The sequence below is a fragment of the Cryobacterium soli genome (assembly GCF_003611035.1).
GTDB lineage: Bacteria > Actinomycetota > Actinomycetes > Actinomycetales > Microbacteriaceae > Cryobacterium > Cryobacterium soli.
In genome coordinates, this window is sequence record NZ_CP030033.1 from 4262686 (window position 1) to 4280951 (window position 18266).

General features: G+C 67.4%; 9 protein-coding genes. 8 read left to right on the forward strand and 1 reads right to left on the reverse strand.

Annotated features, from left to right (window positions below; genetic code table 11):
* Positions 1 to 60: 60 nt before the first annotated feature.
* A complete protein-coding gene (locus DOE79_RS19870) occupies positions 61 to 621 on the forward strand; it encodes a DoxX family protein (protein WP_220094266.1) in 561 nt (186 codons plus the stop codon).
* 70 nt (positions 622 to 691) lie between these two features.
* Here DOE79_RS19870 and DOE79_RS19875 read toward each other — a convergent pair whose 3' ends face one another.
* Complete coding sequence (locus DOE79_RS19875) at positions 692 to 985, reverse strand: 2TM domain-containing protein (RefSeq protein WP_120339981.1); 294 nt, start codon at positions 983 to 985, stop codon at positions 692 to 694.
* 270 nt (positions 986 to 1255) lie between these two features.
* Here DOE79_RS19875 and DOE79_RS19880 point away from each other — a divergent pair, with 270 nt between their 5' ends.
* From DOE79_RS19880 to DOE79_RS19910, 7 genes are all read left to right on the forward strand, one after another.
* The gene (locus DOE79_RS19880) at positions 1256 to 2281 is read left to right on the forward strand and encodes a TerC family protein (protein WP_120339982.1); all 1026 of its coding nucleotides are present in this window, start codon (positions 1256 to 1258) and stop codon (positions 2279 to 2281) included.
* 143 nt (positions 2282 to 2424) lie between these two features.
* Positions 2425 to 3306: a PP2C family protein-serine/threonine phosphatase gene (locus DOE79_RS19885; RefSeq protein WP_120339983.1), complete on the forward strand. Its 882-nt coding sequence runs from the start codon at positions 2425 to 2427 to the stop codon at positions 3304 to 3306.
* 18 nt (positions 3307 to 3324) lie between these two features.
* The gene (locus DOE79_RS19890; protein ID WP_120339984.1) at positions 3325 to 4740 is read left to right on the forward strand and encodes an FHA domain-containing protein; all 1416 of its coding nucleotides are present in this window, start codon (positions 3325 to 3327) and stop codon (positions 4738 to 4740) included.
* Positions 4740 to 6410, forward strand: coding sequence for a serine/threonine-protein kinase (locus tag DOE79_RS19895; RefSeq protein ID WP_120339985.1), 1671 nt, complete (start codon positions 4740 to 4742; stop codon positions 6408 to 6410). The genes DOE79_RS19890 and DOE79_RS19895 overlap by 1 nt, the downstream gene beginning before the upstream one ends.
* Positions 6394 to 7203, forward strand: coding sequence for an FHA domain-containing protein (locus tag DOE79_RS19900; protein WP_425455664.1), 810 nt, complete (start codon positions 6394 to 6396; stop codon positions 7201 to 7203). Before DOE79_RS19895 ends, DOE79_RS19900 begins: the two co-directional genes overlap by 17 nt.
* Positions 7204 to 7377: 174 nt before the next feature.
* On the forward strand, positions 7378 to 12675 hold the full coding sequence (locus DOE79_RS21095) for an Ig-like domain-containing protein (RefSeq protein ID WP_120339986.1): 5298 nt from the start codon (positions 7378 to 7380) through the stop codon (positions 12673 to 12675).
* A 268-nt stretch (positions 12676 to 12943) separates the two neighbouring features.
* Complete coding sequence (locus DOE79_RS19910; RefSeq protein WP_162942862.1) at positions 12944 to 18262, forward strand: Ig-like domain-containing protein; 5319 nt, start codon at positions 12944 to 12946, stop codon at positions 18260 to 18262.
* Positions 18263 to 18266 lie beyond the last annotated feature (4 nt).

Consider the following 18266-nt stretch of genomic DNA (forward strand, 5'->3'; position numbering starts at 1 on the left):
ACTCACAGTCCAGTGTCAGACGGCACCGGCATCCCGATACAACTCGAAGGACACCATCCCATGGCCAGCACCACCACCCGCGGGGCAGCAGTTACCGCCCCCGCCGCGACGACCGGCACCACCCTGCTCCAGCGTCGCACCCTCGCGGTGCTGCGACTGGCCACCGGGTTCATCTTCCTGTGGGCCTTCCTCGACAAGACCTTCGGCCTGGGCTTCTCCACTCCGTCCGAGCGTGCCTGGCTGAACGGTGGAACCCCGGCGCAGGGCTTCCTCAACAGCCCCGGCGTCACCGGACCGCTGCAGCCGTTCTTCGTGGGCATCGCCAGCCCGCTGGTTGACTTCCTCTTCATGCTCGGCATGATCGCGGTCGGCCTGGCCGTCATGCTCGGCGTGGGCCTGCGCATCAGCGCCGTCGCCGGCAGCCTCATCATGGTCTTCATGTACCTGGCCGAATGGCCCTTCACGGCCGGCGCCGCCTCCACCAACCCGCTCGTCGACTACCACATCATCTACGCGCTGGCCCTGATCGTTGTCGCGGTCTTCGCCGCCGGCGACACCTGGGGCTTCGGTAAGACCTGGAAGGCCCTGCCGATCGTGCAGAAGTACACCTGGCTCGTCTAGGGACCCAGCGATACAGCAGTACCGGCCGGCCACCCCACGGGGTGGCCGGTTCTGTCGTCCCGGCCGGCGGTCAGTTCGGCCCGCCGCGCGGGTTCGATCGGGTGATGCGGGCCACCTCGTTGTCGATGTCCTCTTCAGTGATGAATCTTCGATTGGGGCCGTAAGCGTCCAAACCGATGAAGAAGGCGGCGATACCCATGCCGCCGATCGGGAAGATGGGCCAGAAGTAGGCACCGGGGGTGGCTAGAAGCCAGATGGCGACGACGATGATCGAGACGCCCAGCCATACGCCGCAATAGTTCCAGAAGTCGCGGCGCGCCTTGAGCCGCCTGGTTGCGAATTGCCGCAATTCGTCACTGTTCATGCCCAGACACTATCGCCGGTCCCAGAGCCCGGCCATCCCTCGACCGGTTGACAGCCGGGACGAGCCGGTGTGGGCGCACGCGGGTAAGATCGGAGGGTCGAAGGGGAGTATCCCTGTGGGCTCCCTTCGGGCGGGCCCTATGCCGTGGTCGTCAACACGGACCGCTCTGAGCTGGTCCCGGCCGCGGTGGTACCGGGCATCCGGTACGGGAGAGACTTTCGGGTTATCGCTGGCTCCAGCACCCGCCGCATTCTGAAAGGCCCCTTTCTCGTGAATCTTGAGCTGCCCATCGTGTTCGAGGTGGCCTCGCTGGTCATCCTGACGCTGATCCTCGTCGCCGACCTACTGATCGTCTACAAGCGCCCACACGTGCCGTCGGTGCGCGAGGCGACCCTCTGGGTGGTGTTCTACGTCGGCCTGGCGCTGATCTTCGCGCTCTTGATGCTCATCTTCGGCGGCGGCGAACATGCCGGGCAGTTCCTGGCCGGCTGGCTCACCGAGTACAGCCTGTCGATCGACAACCTGTTCGTTTTCGTCATCATCATGGCGAGATTCTCCGTGCCGCGGAAGTACCAGCAGGAAGTGTTGATGGTGGGCATCATCATCGCCCTCGTGCTGCGCGGCATCTTCATCCTGCTCGGCGCCCAGCTGATCGAGAACTTCAGCTGGATCTTCTACATCTTCGGCGCCTTCCTGCTGTACACGGCGATCCACCAGGCCTTCGCCAAGGAAGGCGGCGATGACGACGCCGAGAACGGCCTGGTGCGCTACCTGCGTCGCCACATCCGCATCTCGCCCAGCTTCGACGGCTCGAAGATCCGCACCACCATCGACGGCCGCAAGCTCTTCACCCCGATGCTGATCGTCTTGATCGCGATCGGCACCACGGATCTGATCTTCGCCCTCGACTCGATCCCGGCGATCTTCGGCATCACCCAGAGCCCGTTCATCGTCTTCACGGCCAACGTCTTCGCCTTGATGGGCCTGCGTCAGCTGTACTTCCTGCTCGGCGGCCTGCTCGAACGCCTCGAGTACCTCAAGTACGGCATCGCCTTCATCCTGTTCTTCATCGGCGTCAAACTCGTCTTCCACGCCCTGCACACCAATGAGGTGCCGTTCCTCAATGGTGGCGAGGGCTTCGAGTGGGCGCCGGAGATCGACACCTGGACCTCGCTCGCCGTCATCATCGTGTCGATGGCCGTGGCCACGATCGCCAGTCTCATGAAGACCCGGCGGGACGCGCGCCGAGCCGGCGCGAGTGTCAGCCAAGAACTGGGCGGGCCGACCGGCCAGTGAGCGCGGGCCGAGCGCCGCGGCCGGGAATCTCCCGGTCAGCGCGCGTCTGATCCGACCGATGGTATTGGTACGGTGGTAGCTCCACTTCCCCCGGACGGGGTGGAGCGCTCGCTCGGAGCAAGGACGCGATTCGTGGAGTGCACATGGCGGTGAATGGCGAGAGTGCGATCACTCTCGGGGACTCGAGTGTGCAGTTCAGCTTCAGCGCCGGCAGTGATGTCGGCCGCGTGCGCAAAGTGAACGAGGACAGCTACCTGGCCCAGTCGCCGGTCTTCTTCGTCGCAGACGGCATGGGCGGCCACGCCCACGGAGACGCCGCCAGCCAAACCGTCATCCGGGTCTTCGTCGAACACATCGAACAGGACATCCCCTCCACTCCCGAACGTATCCTGGACGCCATCCACTCCTCGAACGACGCCGTTCGTGACCTCAGTTCGGCCGACGACTTCGGCACCGCCGTCAGCGGCACCACCCTGGCCGGCGTGGCCTTCGTGGACGCCGGTGACGATGTCGGTTTCCACTGGATGGCGTTCAACATCGGCGACTCCCGTATCTACACCTGGGACGGTCGCACCCTCGAGCAGCTCAGCGTCGACCACTCGGCCGTGCAGGAGATGGTCGACGCCGGCCTGATCAAGGCGACGGACGCCGAGAAGCATCCGGACCGTAACGTCATCACCCGTGCCATCGGCGCCGACGAATTCGTCGACGCTGACGTCTGGCTGCTGCCGGCGACCGGACGCCACAGCTTCCTGATCTGCTCCGACGGCCTCACCAAGGAATTGAGCGTGGCGGAGATCGCCGCGCTCCTGGCCTCGCACACCGTGCCGGAAGACCTCGGTTCGCTGGCCGACGTGCTCGTCGCGGCTGCTCTGGCCAAGGGCGGCCGGGACAACGTCACCGTGGTGATCGTGGAATCCACCTGGGGCGACCCCGGTCCGGACTCCGGGGTCACCCGGGAGCGTTCGAGCGGTCTGCACGAGCACCTCGAAGACACGCGCCCACGCGACGCGAATCCGCAGTAGGCAGGAACAGGAAAGGCTATGGGGGGATCTGTGCTTTCGTACGACGACGATGATTCGGGCGGCTGGCTGGCCGCGGCGACGGGGGATCGCGTGGTGCTGCTGCCGGCCGACGTGCTCGCTGCCCTGCGCATCTGGGCGGGTCTCACCGCGGAGGGATCCGGCGACGCCGGCGCCCGCACGGTCTTGGACGAGCTCACCTCCGGCGGACTCTCCCGCACCCCGCCGTTCGCCCTGCTCGCATGGGAGCAGACTGTACCGGCCACGGTGCGCGTGTTCGTGCGCGGTGACATCGTCGTGGTCCTACAGACCCCGGGCGGGGAGGTCTCCATCGGCGGGCTGGGAATCTCCACCTGGGTGGAACGGTCCGTCGCCGACGTTTCCAGCGCGTCGGTCACGGCGACCCCGCTGACCGAGGCGGGAAACGGCACGGCTGCCGACGACCAGGCCCCTCTGCCGCTCGCCGCTGGGCTTCCGCTGGTGGCGGGCCTGGTGCGCACCCGGCGTCTGCGCCTGGCCGTCGACGCGGCCTCCCCGATGACGGCCTCCGCGGCGGCCTCGGCGGCCGCCGTGCCGCCGCCCGCCCGCATCGTGCTGCCGCCCGCGGTTCTCGGCTCCGCGGCCACGGTTCCGGTGGGCCCGACCGACGCGGCCGCCCCCGCCCCCGCCCCGGTGACGGCTCCGGCACCCCTGCCTGTCCCGCGGAGCGACATCGCCGAGCCCGCCAGCGAACAGACCATCACCGACATCGTGTCCGTGGACCCTGGTGCTGCCGTCTCGGCTCCCGCGGACTCCGCTCCGGGCCGCGCGGGCGGGGCGCCCGGCGCCGATTCTGCCGCCGACCTCGGCGGCTATGACCATTTGTTCGGCGCCACGGTCATGCGCGGTGTCGAACAGGCCGCTGTGCGACCCGATAGCGAGACGAGCGACGACGCCGGTCCCGCAGCCGGGCCGGGCGCCGCCCCGGCGCGCACACAGCCCGACGCTGACGAGGAACTGGCGGGAGACCACGACGGTCACACCGTCATGAGCGGAGACCTGCAGAAGCTACGCGGCTCCCGGCGCCGCCCGGAGGCAGCCCCCGCCGCCGCAGAGTCCCCGAGGCTCTACCTTGTGCTGCCCAGCGGTGTGCGGGAACCACTGAGCCAGCCGATCCGCATCGGCCGGGCACCCAGCGTCAGCCAGATGTCCGGCGGACTCGTGCCCCGCCTCGTCAGCCTGGGCGGCGCCGACCAGGACGTCTCCCGCAACCACGTGCACTTCACCGTCGAAGGCGACACCGTCGTCGTGACCGACCTTCACTCCCGCAACGGCACCCTCGTGGCGCTGCCCGGAAAACCGCCGCAGAAACTCCGGCAGGGTGAACCCACCGCGGTCATCGTGGGAACCGTCGTCGACCTCGGCAGCGGCATCACCATCACGGTCGGGCAGGAGTGATGCGCCGCGCCCCCTCCGTCGCCCCCGAGCTGCCCGGCTACGAGTTCGTCTCGGTCCTCGGTTCCGGCGGGTTCTCCGACGTCTTCCTCTACCAGCAGCGCCTGCCGCGACGCAGGGTCGCGGTGAAGGTGCTGCTCACCGAACAGCTCAACCCCTCCACACAGGCCCAGTTCGTCGACGAGGCCAACCTCATGGCGCAGCTGTCGACGCATCCGTATATCGTCACGATCTATCACGCCGACGTCGCCGGTGACGGCCGGCCGTACTTCGTCATGGAGCACTGCTCGGGCCCGAGCATGGCCGAACGATACAAGCGGGAACGATTCCCTGTCGACGACGCCCTGCGCACGGGCGTGCGCCTGGCCGGCGCCGTCGCCACCGCGCACGCGGCCGGAATCCTGCACCGCGACATCAAACCGGCCAATGTGCTCACCAACGACTTCGGCTGGCCCGCGCTGACCGACTTCGGTATCTCGTCGAGCCTGGACGACGAACTGCCCGTGCACACCGTCACCGGCGGGAACCTCCCGACCGGCGCCGAGGCCACCGGAACCGGGGAAAGCCAGTCGGTGGGCATGAGCGTGCCATGGTCGCCGCCGGAGATGTTCGAGGACGACCCGCGCCCCGACGTGCGCAGCGACGTGTTCTCTCTGGCCGCCACCATCCACACCCTGCTGGCCGGGCAGACGCCGTTCGAGATCCGCGGCCGGTCCAACGGCACGCTCGACCTGATCGGACGCATCGAACGCGGCGCCATCACGCCCATCGGCCGGGACGACGTGCCCAGCTCGCTGGTCGCCGTGTTGGCCAAGGCCATGGCCAGCCGCCGGGACGACCGGTTCGCCACCGCCGTGGACTTCGCCCGTGCCCTGCAGCGGGTGGAACTCGAACTCGGCTACGCGCCCACCGGCATCGACATCCCCACCATCGCCGGACCCCAGCATTCCCGACCGGATGCGCCCGCCGGCGACGACGAGACCCGGGCCCGGTCGGTCGTCTCCATCTCCGCCCAGGCGCCCGCAGCGCCGCCCGTACGTCCGGTGGCTCCGCCTGCCCCGGCGACCGCGCCGCCCGCGGCAGTCGAACCCGACCGGGCCGACGCCACCCGTCTCCGCGGCGCCCGGGTCATCGAACCGGTACGCGAACGCACCGTCGTGCGCCCGCGCGGGTCCCGGCCGGCGCCCGCCCCCGTGACGACTCCCGTCGCACCCGTCGAGGAGGCCATCCAGCCGCCCACCGACCCCCCGGCCCGGCGGCGACCGCTCATACTGATCGGATCCATCGTCGTCGGCATCCTCCTGATCGGAGGCGTGGCCACGGCCGTCACCCTCACCGGCGCCGACGGGTCCGCGCTGACCCCCACCCAGTCCGCCGCGCCCGCGAAACCCGCCGGCATCAACGCCGTCGCGGGCGTCCCCGCCCCGGTCCTGGACGATACCGCCACCTCGGAGGACGGCACCCAGGTGACCTTCACGGTGAGCAACCCCAGCCCGCAGAAGGGCGATGTCTTCCGGTGGGCCCGAGCCGAGAACCCGGACCAGCCCACGCTGAGCAAGACCGCGGACATCACCGTCGAGGGCATCGTGCCCGGATCGACGGTGTGCGTGGACATCTACCTGCAGCGCGCCGACGGCAAGATCTCGGAGGCGAATCGTGCCTGCAACCGGTGAGACCGTGGTGGTGAAACCGCTGCGTGTGGAATTCTGCGGCGAGTGGTACTCCGTCGACTCCGGCGCACCGTTCTCCATCGGCCGGGAATCCGATCTGACCATCGACGACAACCCGTATCTGCACCGCACGTTCCTCCGGCTCTACGAGGACTTCGGGCTGTGGTGGATCGCCAACGTGGGGAACCTGCTCTCGGCCACCGTCTCGGACAGCACCGGGACCGTGCAGGCGTGGCTGGCTCCGGGCGCCAAACTGCCCATCGTGTTCCAGACCATGCACGTCATGTTCAGCGCCGGGTCCTCCACCTACGACTTCACCATCCACGCCGAGGACGACTTCTACAACACCTCACTGTCGGCCTCCCACGAGGGAGGAACCACCACCATCCTGCCGGTGACCCTCACCACCAGCCAGCGCCTGCTCATCGTGGCCCTTTCCGAGAGTATCCTCACCCAGGCCGTCCCCGGCCGGGGTGCCATCCCCAGCTCGGCCGAAGCCGCCGCCCGGCTCGGCTGGAGCATGACGACCTTCAACCGCAAGCTCGACAACGTGTGCAGCAAGCTCGACAAACTCGGCGTGGCCGGTCTGCGCGGCGGCGCCGGTCACCTCGCCACCAACCGGCGCGCGCGCCTGGTGGAGTACGCGGTGGCGACGCGGCTGGTGAGCCTGGACGACGTCGTGCTCCTCGACCGCGCCGCAGAGGAATCCAGGCTGTCGGCGTCCGGCGCACCGGTCGGAACCGACGCGAACAACACCGATGCGGGCAGCGCCGTCGATGGGGAGCAGTCCCCATAGGAGTGGCACCCGTTCGCGTGCTAGCGTGAAGCCGGTCAGGAGCCTGTGCTGAACGTCCCGCGGCAGCGGATGACGGGCACGGGTCCTGCGGCCGGGCCTCGGTTACAAGCGGACCGGCAACACACGAGGGGATAACGGGTGGGGACCCTCAGTTCGTGGTTGCGTGGTCGGCGGATGTCGGCGTCTGTGGTGGTGTTGTCGGTGTTGGCGGGTGTGCCGTTGACGTTTGCGGTGTTGCACGAGGGTTTTCCGGTGACGGATGTGGATCTTGCGGCGCGGGATGTCTGGGTGACCAACGGTAAGCAGCTTCTGGCGGGTCGGTTGAACCGGCAGATCGAGGAGTTGAACGGCTCGGTCAATGCGGCCTCGAGTGCGTTCGATGTGTTGCAGGATGGCGATGATGTTTTCCTCGTCGATGAGAGTGTGGGGTCGATCGAGCGGATCGATCCGGCGTTCACGACGTTGGGTGAGCGGGTGGATGTGGCGCCTGGGTCCGAGATGGTCTATGGCGGTGATTCGATCGCGGTGATGGCGCCGTCTGGTGATGTGTGGGTGATCAATGCGGCGGGTGAGTTGAGCTTCGACCCGAAGGCCACCGATCCGGTGCTCAGCCTGGGTAAGGGCGGCCACATCGCCGTGTCGCCCGACGGTGTCGTCTTCGGCGCCTCCGCCGCCGAGAAGACCCTGTCCCGCTACGACCCCACCGCACAAGACGGGTCAGAACCCACCACGAGCGAGCTGCCCGACCTCGGCGACTTCCAGATCGCCGCCGTCGGGGAGACTCCCGTCATCCTGGAGCCGGGGAAGGACCGCGTCCTCGTCGACGGCAAGACCCTGACGGTGCCGTCGGGAACCATGAAGCTGCAGCAGTCCGGCGCCGACAACGAGCGCGCCATCGTGGCCACCGGCGCCGAGCTACTGGAAATCCCCCTCGACGGTGCCGAGGACGGTTCGGATGTCGTGACTATCGACGCTTCCATCGAGAAGGCGGAGACCGATCCTGCCGGGGTCTCCTCTCCGGTGTGGTTGAACGGGTGTGCGCACGGTGCGTGGGGCGGTGTGCAGCGGTATGTGGCCGCCTGTGACTCCAGCGACGTGTTGACGGAGACGATTGAGCAGCCGACGCGGGGGTCGGTGTTGGAGTTCCGGGTGAACCGGGATGTGATCGCGTTGAACAACCTGTCGAACGGGAATGTGTGGTTGGTTGATTCGAATATGCGCTTGGTGGAGAACTGGGAAGAGGTGACTCCGCCGGAGGAGGAAGAGGCTGAGGACGGGACGGAGAAGGCGGCGCAGCAGTCGTTCGAGGACACTCTGGCGGAGCGGACGACTGTGAATCGGGCGCCGTTGGCTCGGGATGATGAGTATGGGGTGCGGCCGGGTAAGACGACGGTGTTGCCGGTGTTGGAGAACGACACGGATCCTGATGGTGATGTGTTGACGGTGACGAATGTGAGTGGTTTTTCGGCGTCGCAGGGTCGGTTGGATTTCATTGATGGTGGGCGGGCGTTGCAGTTCACGCCGGCGGTGGCGGTGGCGGGGACGGTGTCGTTCCGGTACACGGTGGCCGATGGTCGGGGTGCGGTGGCTGAGGCGCAGGTGGATGTGTCGATGCGTCCGTTGGATCAGAATGTGGCGCCGGTGTCGAACCGGGTCGGTGCGATCAGTGTGGAGCAGGGTCAGCTGGTCAGTTACAACGTGTTGTCGGATTGGATTGATCCGGACGGCGATGACATTTACCTGGTGTCGGCGTCGCCGACGACGGGCGATGGGGTGCGGTTCGGTCCGGAGGGTTTTGTCACGTTCGAGTCCAAGACGGCGGAGTTGGGTGTGAAGGAGGTGCAGTTCGTGGTGTCGGACGGCACTCTCACGGCCACGGGTGTGTTGACGGTGGATGTGAAGGCGGCGGGGTCGTTGAACCCGGTGGGGACTCCGGATTTCACGACGGTGTTCGTGGGGGAGACGGCGTTGATCGAGCCGTTGAAGAATGATGTGACGCCGTCGGGGGCGCCTCTGGCGTTGATCGGGGTGAATGAGGTTCCCAACGATGTGACTGCGGTGGCGAATCTGGAGCGCGGCACGGTTGCGGTGTCGTCGGGCAAGGCGGGCAGTTACGTCTTCACGTACAGTCTGGGTGCCGGGGCGGCGTCGAGTGTGGGTTTGATCCGGGTGGATGTGGTGGAGGACCCGGATGAGGTGTTGCCGCCGATCGCGGTGAAGGACACCGCGTATTTGCGGGCGGGTGAGCCGGTGACGATTCCGGTGTTGGATAACGATGTGTCGCCCAGCGGCCGGGTGCTGGCGGTGCAGTCGGTGGATCTGAGCACCACGGATGACCTTGTCACGGTGGAGATCCTCACGAACACGGTGTTGCGCGTGACGGCATCCGCGGCGTTGACGCAGCAGGTGCAGTTCACCTACACGATCAGCGATGGCGAGGGGTCGTCGACGGCCGGCGTGACGGTGGTGCCGGTGCCGCCGTTGATCAAGCATCAGCCGCCGGTCGCGGTCGATGACACCGTGTCCGTCCGCGCGGGCGACATCGTCACCGTCCCGGTGCTCGACAACGACTACCACCCCGACTCCGCCACCCTCACGGTGCTTCCGGAACTGGCCGACACGGCCAACGCCGGCGGACTGGCCTTCGTCACGGGCAACCAGGTGCGTTTCCAGGCCCCGACAGAGCCCGGCGGCTACAGTGTCGTCTACACGATCACGGATGCCTTCCAGGAGACCGCGACCGCCACGGTGCGCTTCACCGTGATCGGTCCCGACGACGCCGGTAATCAGGCGCCGACACCCGTACCGCTGACCATGCGTACCTTCGCGGACTCCACCATCAAGGTGCAGGTGCCGTTGGACGGCATCGACCCCGACGGCGACTCCGTCTACCTCACCGCAGTGACGAGCGCTCCCACCCTGGGCCGCATCGTCGACCAGGGCAGCGACTACTTCATCTACGAGGCTTACCCGGGCACCGCGGGAACCGACGTGTTCACCTACCAGGTCGCCGACACTCTCGGTGCGACGGCCGAGGGCACCGTGCGCATCGGCGTGATCGCGCGACCGGTCGAGTTGCTGCCGCCGAACGCGGTGGATGACGCCATCGAGATCAAGCCCGGCCGCACCGGGTCGATCCCCGTGGTCCTGAACGACTCCGACCCGAACGGGTACAAGCTCACCCTGACGAAGAAGCTGCCCGAGGTGGACCCGGGCCTGACCGCGAAGGTCGACGGCAGCCGCGTCATCGTGGAGGCCCCGGTCGAGGAGGGCACCTACACGCTGCGCTATGAGATCACCAACGGGCACGGCGGCGCCGACACGGCGTTCGTGCAGGTCAAGGTGACCGAGGACGCCAAGCCGCAGTACCCGGTCGCGATCGACCACTTCGTCGAACCCGAAGAGGTCCTCGCCGGCACGCCCATCGACGTGCCCGTTCTCGACGGCGCGGAGAACCCCAGCGGCCTCATCGAGGACCTCGTGATCAGCCTCGAAGGCCCCAACACCGGGTCGGGCACCATCCAGGCGGACGGTACGGTTCGCGTCAAGCCGTCGGATGACCGGCAGGCCATCGCCTACCGGCTCACCAACGAGATCGACAAGCTCGGTGCCACGGCGTTCATCATCGTGCCGCCCACGCCGACGAACGAACCGGCCCAACCGTCGAATCAGCCCTCCACCGAGCCCACGCCCGAGGAAGAGCAGTTCCCGCCGCCGTTCCTGCGCGATATCGGTCCGCAGGTCGTCAAGATGAACGGTTCCAAGTCCTGGAGCCTCGCCGACATCGTCGAGGTGCCCTCCGGCAAGCCCGCCCTGCTGCTCAGCGCGACCGCCACGAACAGCGACGGCTCGAACGCCATGACCGGGTCCGCGTCGCTGAGCTTCGTCGCCGCCCGCGACTACCGAGGCCCCGCATCCGTCACCTTTGTCGTCACCGACGGCACCGGCGCCGGCGACCCGAAGGGACGCCAGGCGACGCTGACCATCCCGATCACGGTCGGCGACCCCGACTTCGAAGACGTCGCGCCCACCTTCACCCCGCCCAAGGTGACCGTCGAAGCGGGCGAGGCCGCCCAGGTCGTGAACCTGCGTTCCTCCAGCGGGCACCCGAACCCTGACATCATCGACAAGCTCAGCTACGGCGGGCTGGCCGGAGCGACGGCGGATGTCGCGGCCACGCTCGACGGCGGCTCCCTCTCGGTCTCGGCTCCGCTCGGCACCCAACCCGGCACCAAGGTCACGCTGACGTTCACGGTCACCTACAAGGAGTTCACGGTGCCGGGCTCCGTCACCGTCACCGTCGTCTCCTCCAGCCGCGCCCTGGCCCAGGCCGTCGATGACGCCGGACCCAACGGCACCGGCATCGAGACCACGCCGAGCTCGACCGTGCAGGTGGCTGTCCTCGACAACGACTACAACCCGTTCGCCCAGGACGGCAAACCGCTCACCGTCGTCTCCGCCGCCCTCGAACAGGACGTCAGCGGCGGAAAGGCATCCGTCGCCTTCACCGCCGGCGGCGTCACCATCACCACCGGGCCAGGCGCCACCGGAACCCTCACCGCGGTGTATCGCATCCAGGACGCCACCCGGGATCCGGCCCGCGCCACCCAGGGACGCATCACCCTGGTCATCCGCGACCGCCCGGACGCGCCCAATGCACCGGCCGCCGCCGAGGGGGACGGGATGGCCACCGTGAGCTTCACCGCCCCGTCGTCGAACAACTCGCCCATCACCGGCTACACCATCAGCTGGACCGGCGGCGGCAGCAAGGACGTCACCGACGCGACCAGCTACGACATCACCGGGCTGACCAATGGGTCTAACTACGCCTTCCGGGTGGTCGCCCACAACGCCAAGGGCACGTCGACGGTATCGGCACCCAGCAGCACCGTCACGCCCTACGGAGTACCGGGCGCGCCCGCCAGCGCCAAGCTCACCGCCTCCAACACGGGCAACGGCGCACTCGGACTCAGCTGGGCGACCCCCGGGAGCACCGGCGGTCGCGGCGTCACGAGCTACGAGTACACGTGGCTGGAAGGCACCGGAGTCAGCGGCGGCTCGGCCGCCGACCGCACCGCATCCGCCACCGGCAACGCGAACGAGCGGTACCGTTTCCAGGTCAAGGCCTGTAACGCGCGCGGCTGCGGCGCCTGGACCACCTCCGACGCGGCGACCCCCACGACGCCGCCGCCGCCCTGGGCGCCCAGCAGCAACGCCGCCACCGTGACCAGGACTACCTGCCCGGAAAACCAGGAGTCCTACGACACCAACGTCACGAACGCGTCGAGGGGATGCACCATGAATCCCAGCGGATACGTGCAGCCTGGCACGGTCATCGATGCGGTGTGCCACTCGGTGCGACGCGGGGTGCACTACTTCTACTTCCTCACGGAAGACGGAAGCTACAACGGCTGGTTCATCCCGTCGGCCGACACGTCACGTCCGGACTGGCAGAACATCGGGAACTGCTGACCCGGGGCAGCGCTGTCCATCACGGCTCGCCGATTCCGAACTGCTGATGAACACACCCGCATGGGCAGCGCTCCCCATGCGGGTGGCACCCGTTTGCGTGCTAGCGTAAAAGCCGGTCAGGGGGCAGTGCCATTAGTCCCGGCGTCGGCGAGTCCGGCCCGCACGAGTGGGCACAGCAGCAATTGCGCAGCACCGCATTTCAGTACAGGCAACAGCTACGAGGGGGACACGGGTGGGGACCCTCAGTTCGTGGTTGCGTGGTCGGCGGATGTCGGCGTCTGTGGTGGTGTTGTCGGTGTTGGCGGGTGTGCCGTTGACGTTTGCGGTGTTGCACGAGGGTTTTCCGGTGACGGATGTGGATCTTGCGGCGCGGGATGTCTGGGTGACCAACGGTAAGCAGTTGTTGGCGGGTCGGTTGAACCGGCAGATCGAGGAGTTGAACGGCTCGGTCAATGCGGCCTCGAGTGCGTTCGATGTGTTGCAGGATGGCGATGATGTTTTCCTCGTCGATGAGAGTGTGGGGTCGATCGAGCGGATCGATCCGGCGTTCACGACGTTGGGTGAGCGGGTGGATGTGGCGCCTGGGTCCGAGATGGTCTACGGCGGTGATTCGATCGCGGTGATGGCGCCGTCTGGTGATGTGTGGGTGATCAATGCGGCGGGTGAGTTGAGCTTCGACCCGAAGGCCACCGATCCGGTGCTCAGCCTGGGTAAGGGCGGCCACATCGCCGTGTCGCCCGAGGGTGTCGTCTTCGGCGCCTCGAGCAAGGACCGCACCCTCAGCGCCTTCGACCCCACGGCCGAAGACCCCGCGCCGGTGAAGAGCGATCTTCCCGAACTCGGAGATTTCCAGATCGCCGCTGTCGGCGAGAAGCCTGTGCTGCTCGACACCGAAAACGGCACCCTCATCGTCGACGGGACGGCCATCGAGCTGCCGGACGGTGCGGTCAAGCTGCAGCAGTCCGGGGCCGAACATGATTCGGTCCTCGTGGCCACGGGCAAGTCCCTGCTCGAGATTCCTTTCGACGGCGACACCGACGGCAGCAACATCGTGGCCGTCGACGCCGAGCTTGCCAGCACTGTGACCGACCCAGCCGGAGTTTCTTCCCCGGTGTGGTTGAACGGGTGTGCGCATGGCGCCTGGGGCGGAGCCCAGCGGTACCTTGCCGCGTGCGATGGTGCCGAGGTGCTGCGGGAGACGATTGAGCAGCCGACGCGGGGGTCGGTGTTGGAGTTCCGGGTGAACCGGGATGTGATCGCGTTGAACAACCTGTCGAACGGGAATGTGTGGTTGGTTGATTCGAATATGCGCTTGGTGGAGAACTGGGAAGAGGTGACTCCGCCGGAGGAGGAAGAGGCTGAGGACGGGACGGAGAAGGCGGCGCAGCAGTCGTTCGAGGACACTCTGGCGGAGCGGACGACTGTGAATCGGGCGCCGTTGGCTCGGGATGATGAGTATGGGGTGCGGCCGGGTAAGACGACGGTGTTGCCGGTGTTGGAGAACGACACGGATCCTGATGGTGATGTGTTGACGGTGACGAATGTGAGTGGTTTTTCGGCGTCGCAGGGTCGGTTGGATTTCATTGATGGTGGGCGGGCGTTGCAGTTCACGCCGGCGGTGGCGGTGGCGGGGACGGTGTCGTTCCGGTACACGGTGGCCGATGGTCGGGGTGCGGTGGCTGAGGCGCAGGTGGATGTGTCGATGCGTCCGTTGGATCAGAATGTGGCGCCGGTGTCGAACCGGGTCGGTGCGATCAGTGTGGAGCAGGGTCAGCTGGTCAGTTACAACGTGTTGTCGGATTGGATTGATCCGGACGGCGATGACATTTACCTGGTGTCGGCGTCGCCGACGACGGGCGATGGGGTGCGGTTCGGTCCGGAGGGTTTTGTCACGTTCGAGTCCAAGACGGCGGAGTTGGGTGTGAAGGAGGTGCAGTTCGTGGTGTCGGACGGCACTCTCACGGCCACGGGTGTGTTGACGGTGGATGTGAAGGCGGCGGGGTCGTTGAACCCGGTGGGGACTCCGGATTTCACGACGGTGTTCGTGGGGGAGACGGCGTTGATCGAGCCGTTGAAGAATGATGTGACGCCGTCGGGGGCGCCTCTGGCGTTGATCGGGGTGAATGAGGTTCCCAACGATGTGACTGCGGTGGCGAATCTGGAGCGCGGCACGGTTGCGGTGTCGTCGGGCAAGGCGGGCAGTTACGTCTTCACGTACAGTCTGGGTGCCGGGGCGGCGTCGAGTGTGGGTTTGATCCGGGTGGATGTGGTGGAGGACCCGGATGAGGTGTTGCCGCCGATCGCGGTGAAGGACACCGCGTATTTGCGGGCGGGTGAGCCGGTGACGATTCCGGTGTTGGATAACGATGTGTCGCCCAGCGGCCGGGTGCTGGCGGTGCAGTCGGTGGATCTGAGCACCACGGATGACCTTGTCACGGTGGAGATCCTCACGAACACGGTGTTGCGCGTGACGGCATCCGCGGCGTTGACGCAGCAGGTGCAGTTCACCTACACGATCAGCGATGGCGAGGGGTCGTCGACGGCCGGCGTGACGGTGGTGCCGGTGCCGCCGTTGATCAAGCATCAGCCGCCGGTCGCGGTCGATGACACCGTGTCCGTCCGCGCGGGCGACATCGTCACCGTCCCGGTGCTCGACAACGACTACCACCCCGACTCCGCCACGATGACCGTGGACCCCGACCTCACCGACACCGAGGACGTGGGAGGCCTGGCGTTCGTGTCCGGCAACAGCGTGCGCTTCCAGGCCCCCGACCAACCCGGCGCCTACAGCGTGGCGTACCGGATCAGCGACGCATTCGCCGAAACGGCCACGGCGACCGTGCGCTTCACGGTCATCGGTCCGGATGACGCCGGCAACCGCCCGCCGACCCCGCTGCCGCTGACCATGCGCACGTTCGCGGACTCCACCATCAAGGTGCAGGTGCCGTTGGACGGCATCGACCCCGACGGCGACTCCGTCTACCTCACCGCGGTCACGTCGACTCCGGAACTCGGCCGCATCGTCGACCAGGGCAGCGACTACTTCGTCTACGAGGCCTTCCCCGGCACCGCCGGAACCGACGCCTTCACGTATCAGGTGGCCGACACCCTCGGTGCGACGGCCGAGGGCACCGTGCGCATCGGCGTCATTCCCCGCCCCGTTGAGCTGCTGCCGCCGAACGCGGTGGATGACGCCATCGAAATCAAGCCCGGCCGCACCGGGTCGATCCCCGTGGTCCTGAACGACTCCGACCCGAACGGATACAAGCTCACCCTGACGAAGAAGCTGCCCGAGGTGGACCCGGGCCTGATCGCCAAGGTCGACGGCAGCCGCGTCATCGTGGAGGCCCCGGTCGAGGAGGGCACCTACACGCTGCGCTATGAGATCACCAATGGACACGGCGGCGCCGACACGGCGTTCGTGCAGGTCAAGGTGACCGAGGACGCCAAGGCGCAGTATCCGGTCGCGATCGACCACTTCGTCACAGCCGAGGAGGTTCTGGCCGGTGAACCCATCGACGTGCCCGTTCTCGACGGCGCGGAGAACCCCAGCGGCCTCATCGAGGACCTCGTGATCAGCCTCGAAGGCCCCAACGCGGCGAACGCGGACCTGCGCACCGACGGCACCGTACGCGTCGAACCCTCCGCGCAGCGCCAGGCCATTGCCTACCGGCTCACCAACGACGTCGACAAGCTCAGCGCGACTGCGTTCATCATCGTGCCGCCCACGCCCAAAGCCGAACCGGCCAACCAGCCCTCCACCGTGCCCACGCCCGAGGAAGAGCAGTTCCCGCCGCCGTTCCTGCGTGACATCGGGCCGCAGGTCGTCAAGATGAACGGCTCCAAGTCCTGGAGCCTCGCCGACATCGTCGAGGTGCCCTCCGGCAAGCCTGCGCTGCTGCTCAGCGCCACCGCCACGAACAGCGACGGCTCCAACCCCGTGAGCGGCGGCGGCACCCTCAACTTCGTCGCGGCCCGCGACTACCGAGGCCCCGCATCCGTCACCTTCGTCGTCACCGACGGCGCCGGCGCCGATGACCCGAAGGGACGCCAGGCGACGCTGACCATCCCGATCACGGTCGGCGACCCCAACTTCGAAGACGTCGCGCCCACCTTCACCCCGCCCAAGGTCACCGTGCAGGCCGGGGAGGCTGCGACGATCGTCAACCTGCGCTCCTCCAGCGGGCACCCGAATCCGGCCATCATCGAGAAGCTCAGCTACGGTTCGCTGGCCGGCACCACCTCTACTGTCGCGGCGACCCTCGACGGCGCCAACCTCGTGGTCTCGGCCCCGCTGGGCACCCAACCGGGCACCAAGGTCACACTGACGTTCACGGTCACCTACAAGGAGTTCACGGTCCCCGGATCGGTGGACGTGAGCGTGGTCTCCTCGACCCGGCCCCTGCCGAAAGCCGTCGACGACGCCGGGCCCAACGGCGCCGGCATCGAGACCAGGCCGAGCACCTCCATCACCGTGCCCGTGCTCGACAACGACTACAACCCGTTCGCCCAGGATGGCAAACCCCTCACGGTTCTCTCCGCCGCCATCGAACAGCAGGTGGGCACCGCGTCGGTGAGCAATACCGCTTCAGGGGTGACGGTGAAAACCGGCTCGGGCGCCACCGGCACCCTTACCGTGGTTTACCGCATCCAGGACGCTACCAAAGACCCTGCCCGCCAGACCCAGGCGCGCATCACCTTCGTGATCCGCGACAATCCGGACGCCCCCAACCGGCCGCAGGCCGTGGAGGGCGACGGGAGCGCCACCGTGAGCTTCACGGCCCCCTCGTCGAACAACTCGCCGATCACCGGATACACCATCGCCTGGACTGGTGGCGGTTCGCTGGACGTTCCTCAGGCGGGCACCCACTCGATCACGGGGCTGAGCAACGGCTCCAGCTACGCCTTCACCGTGACCGCCCACAATGCGATGGGCGATTCGACCGCATCGGCGGCGAGCGCCACCATCACGCCGTACGGGCGTCCAGGGGCGCCCGCCTCCGCAACCCTCAAGGCGCCCGGCCAGGGCACCGGAGAGCTCAGCCTGAGCTGGGCAGCACCCGGCAGCGACGGCGGCCGCGGTGTGTCGAGCTACAACTACGAGTGGATCTCGGGCAGCGCCGCGAACGGGTCCACGAGCGGCGCCCGGACGGCGTCGGCCACCGGAAACGTCAACGAGCCGTACCAGTACCGGGTGCAGGCCTGTAATGCGCGTGGTTGCGGAGACTGGACATCGTCCGATGTCGCCACACCGCAGCCGAGCCCGCCGCCGCCGCCGCCGAGCGCAACCATCCAGAAGGGCCGCGCCGTCGCCGTAGACGGCTGCCCCAGCACTGCAGTGTGCGCTCGGGTGAACGTCGCGTATTCCAATTTCGAGGCTGGTGACTACCGGATCACCACCGAGGTGTCCACCGGCACGCTGACCAACAGCGTCTACTCACTCGGCACCGGTGGCACCGTCGAGATCACCAACACACTGGGTAGTCGCCCTGCAGACGAGCAGATCCGCGTTCGGCTCACCCGGGTGCGCGACGGCGCAGTGTTCTACAGCAACACGATCAGCGGGGCGCAATGGAATTCCATGTGATGCC

Bases quoted from the DNA above. Each gene is read 5' to 3' on its own strand.
- DOE79_RS21095 (WP_120339986.1), top strand. From the start codon at position 7,378: ATGTCGGCGTCTGTGGTGGTGTTGTCGGTGTTGGCGGGTGTGCCGTTG.
- DOE79_RS19890 (WP_120339984.1), top strand. From the start codon at position 3,325: ATGGGGGGATCTGTGCTTTCGTACGACGACGATGATTCGGGCGGCTGG.
- DOE79_RS19895 (WP_120339985.1), top strand. From the start codon at position 4,740: ATGCGCCGCGCCCCCTCCGTCGCCCCCGAGCTGCCCGGCTACGAGTTC.
- DOE79_RS19910 (WP_162942862.1), top strand. From the start codon at position 12,944: ATGTCGGCGTCTGTGGTGGTGTTGTCGGTGTTGGCGGGTGTGCCGTTG.
- DOE79_RS19875 (WP_120339981.1), bottom strand. From the start codon at position 985: ATGAACAGTGACGAATTGCGGCAATTCGCAACCAGGCGGCTCAAGGCG.
- DOE79_RS19870 (WP_220094266.1), top strand. From the start codon at position 61: ATGGCCAGCACCACCACCCGCGGGGCAGCAGTTACCGCCCCCGCCGCG.
- DOE79_RS19885 (WP_120339983.1), top strand. From the start codon at position 2,425: ATGGCGGTGAATGGCGAGAGTGCGATCACTCTCGGGGACTCGAGTGTG.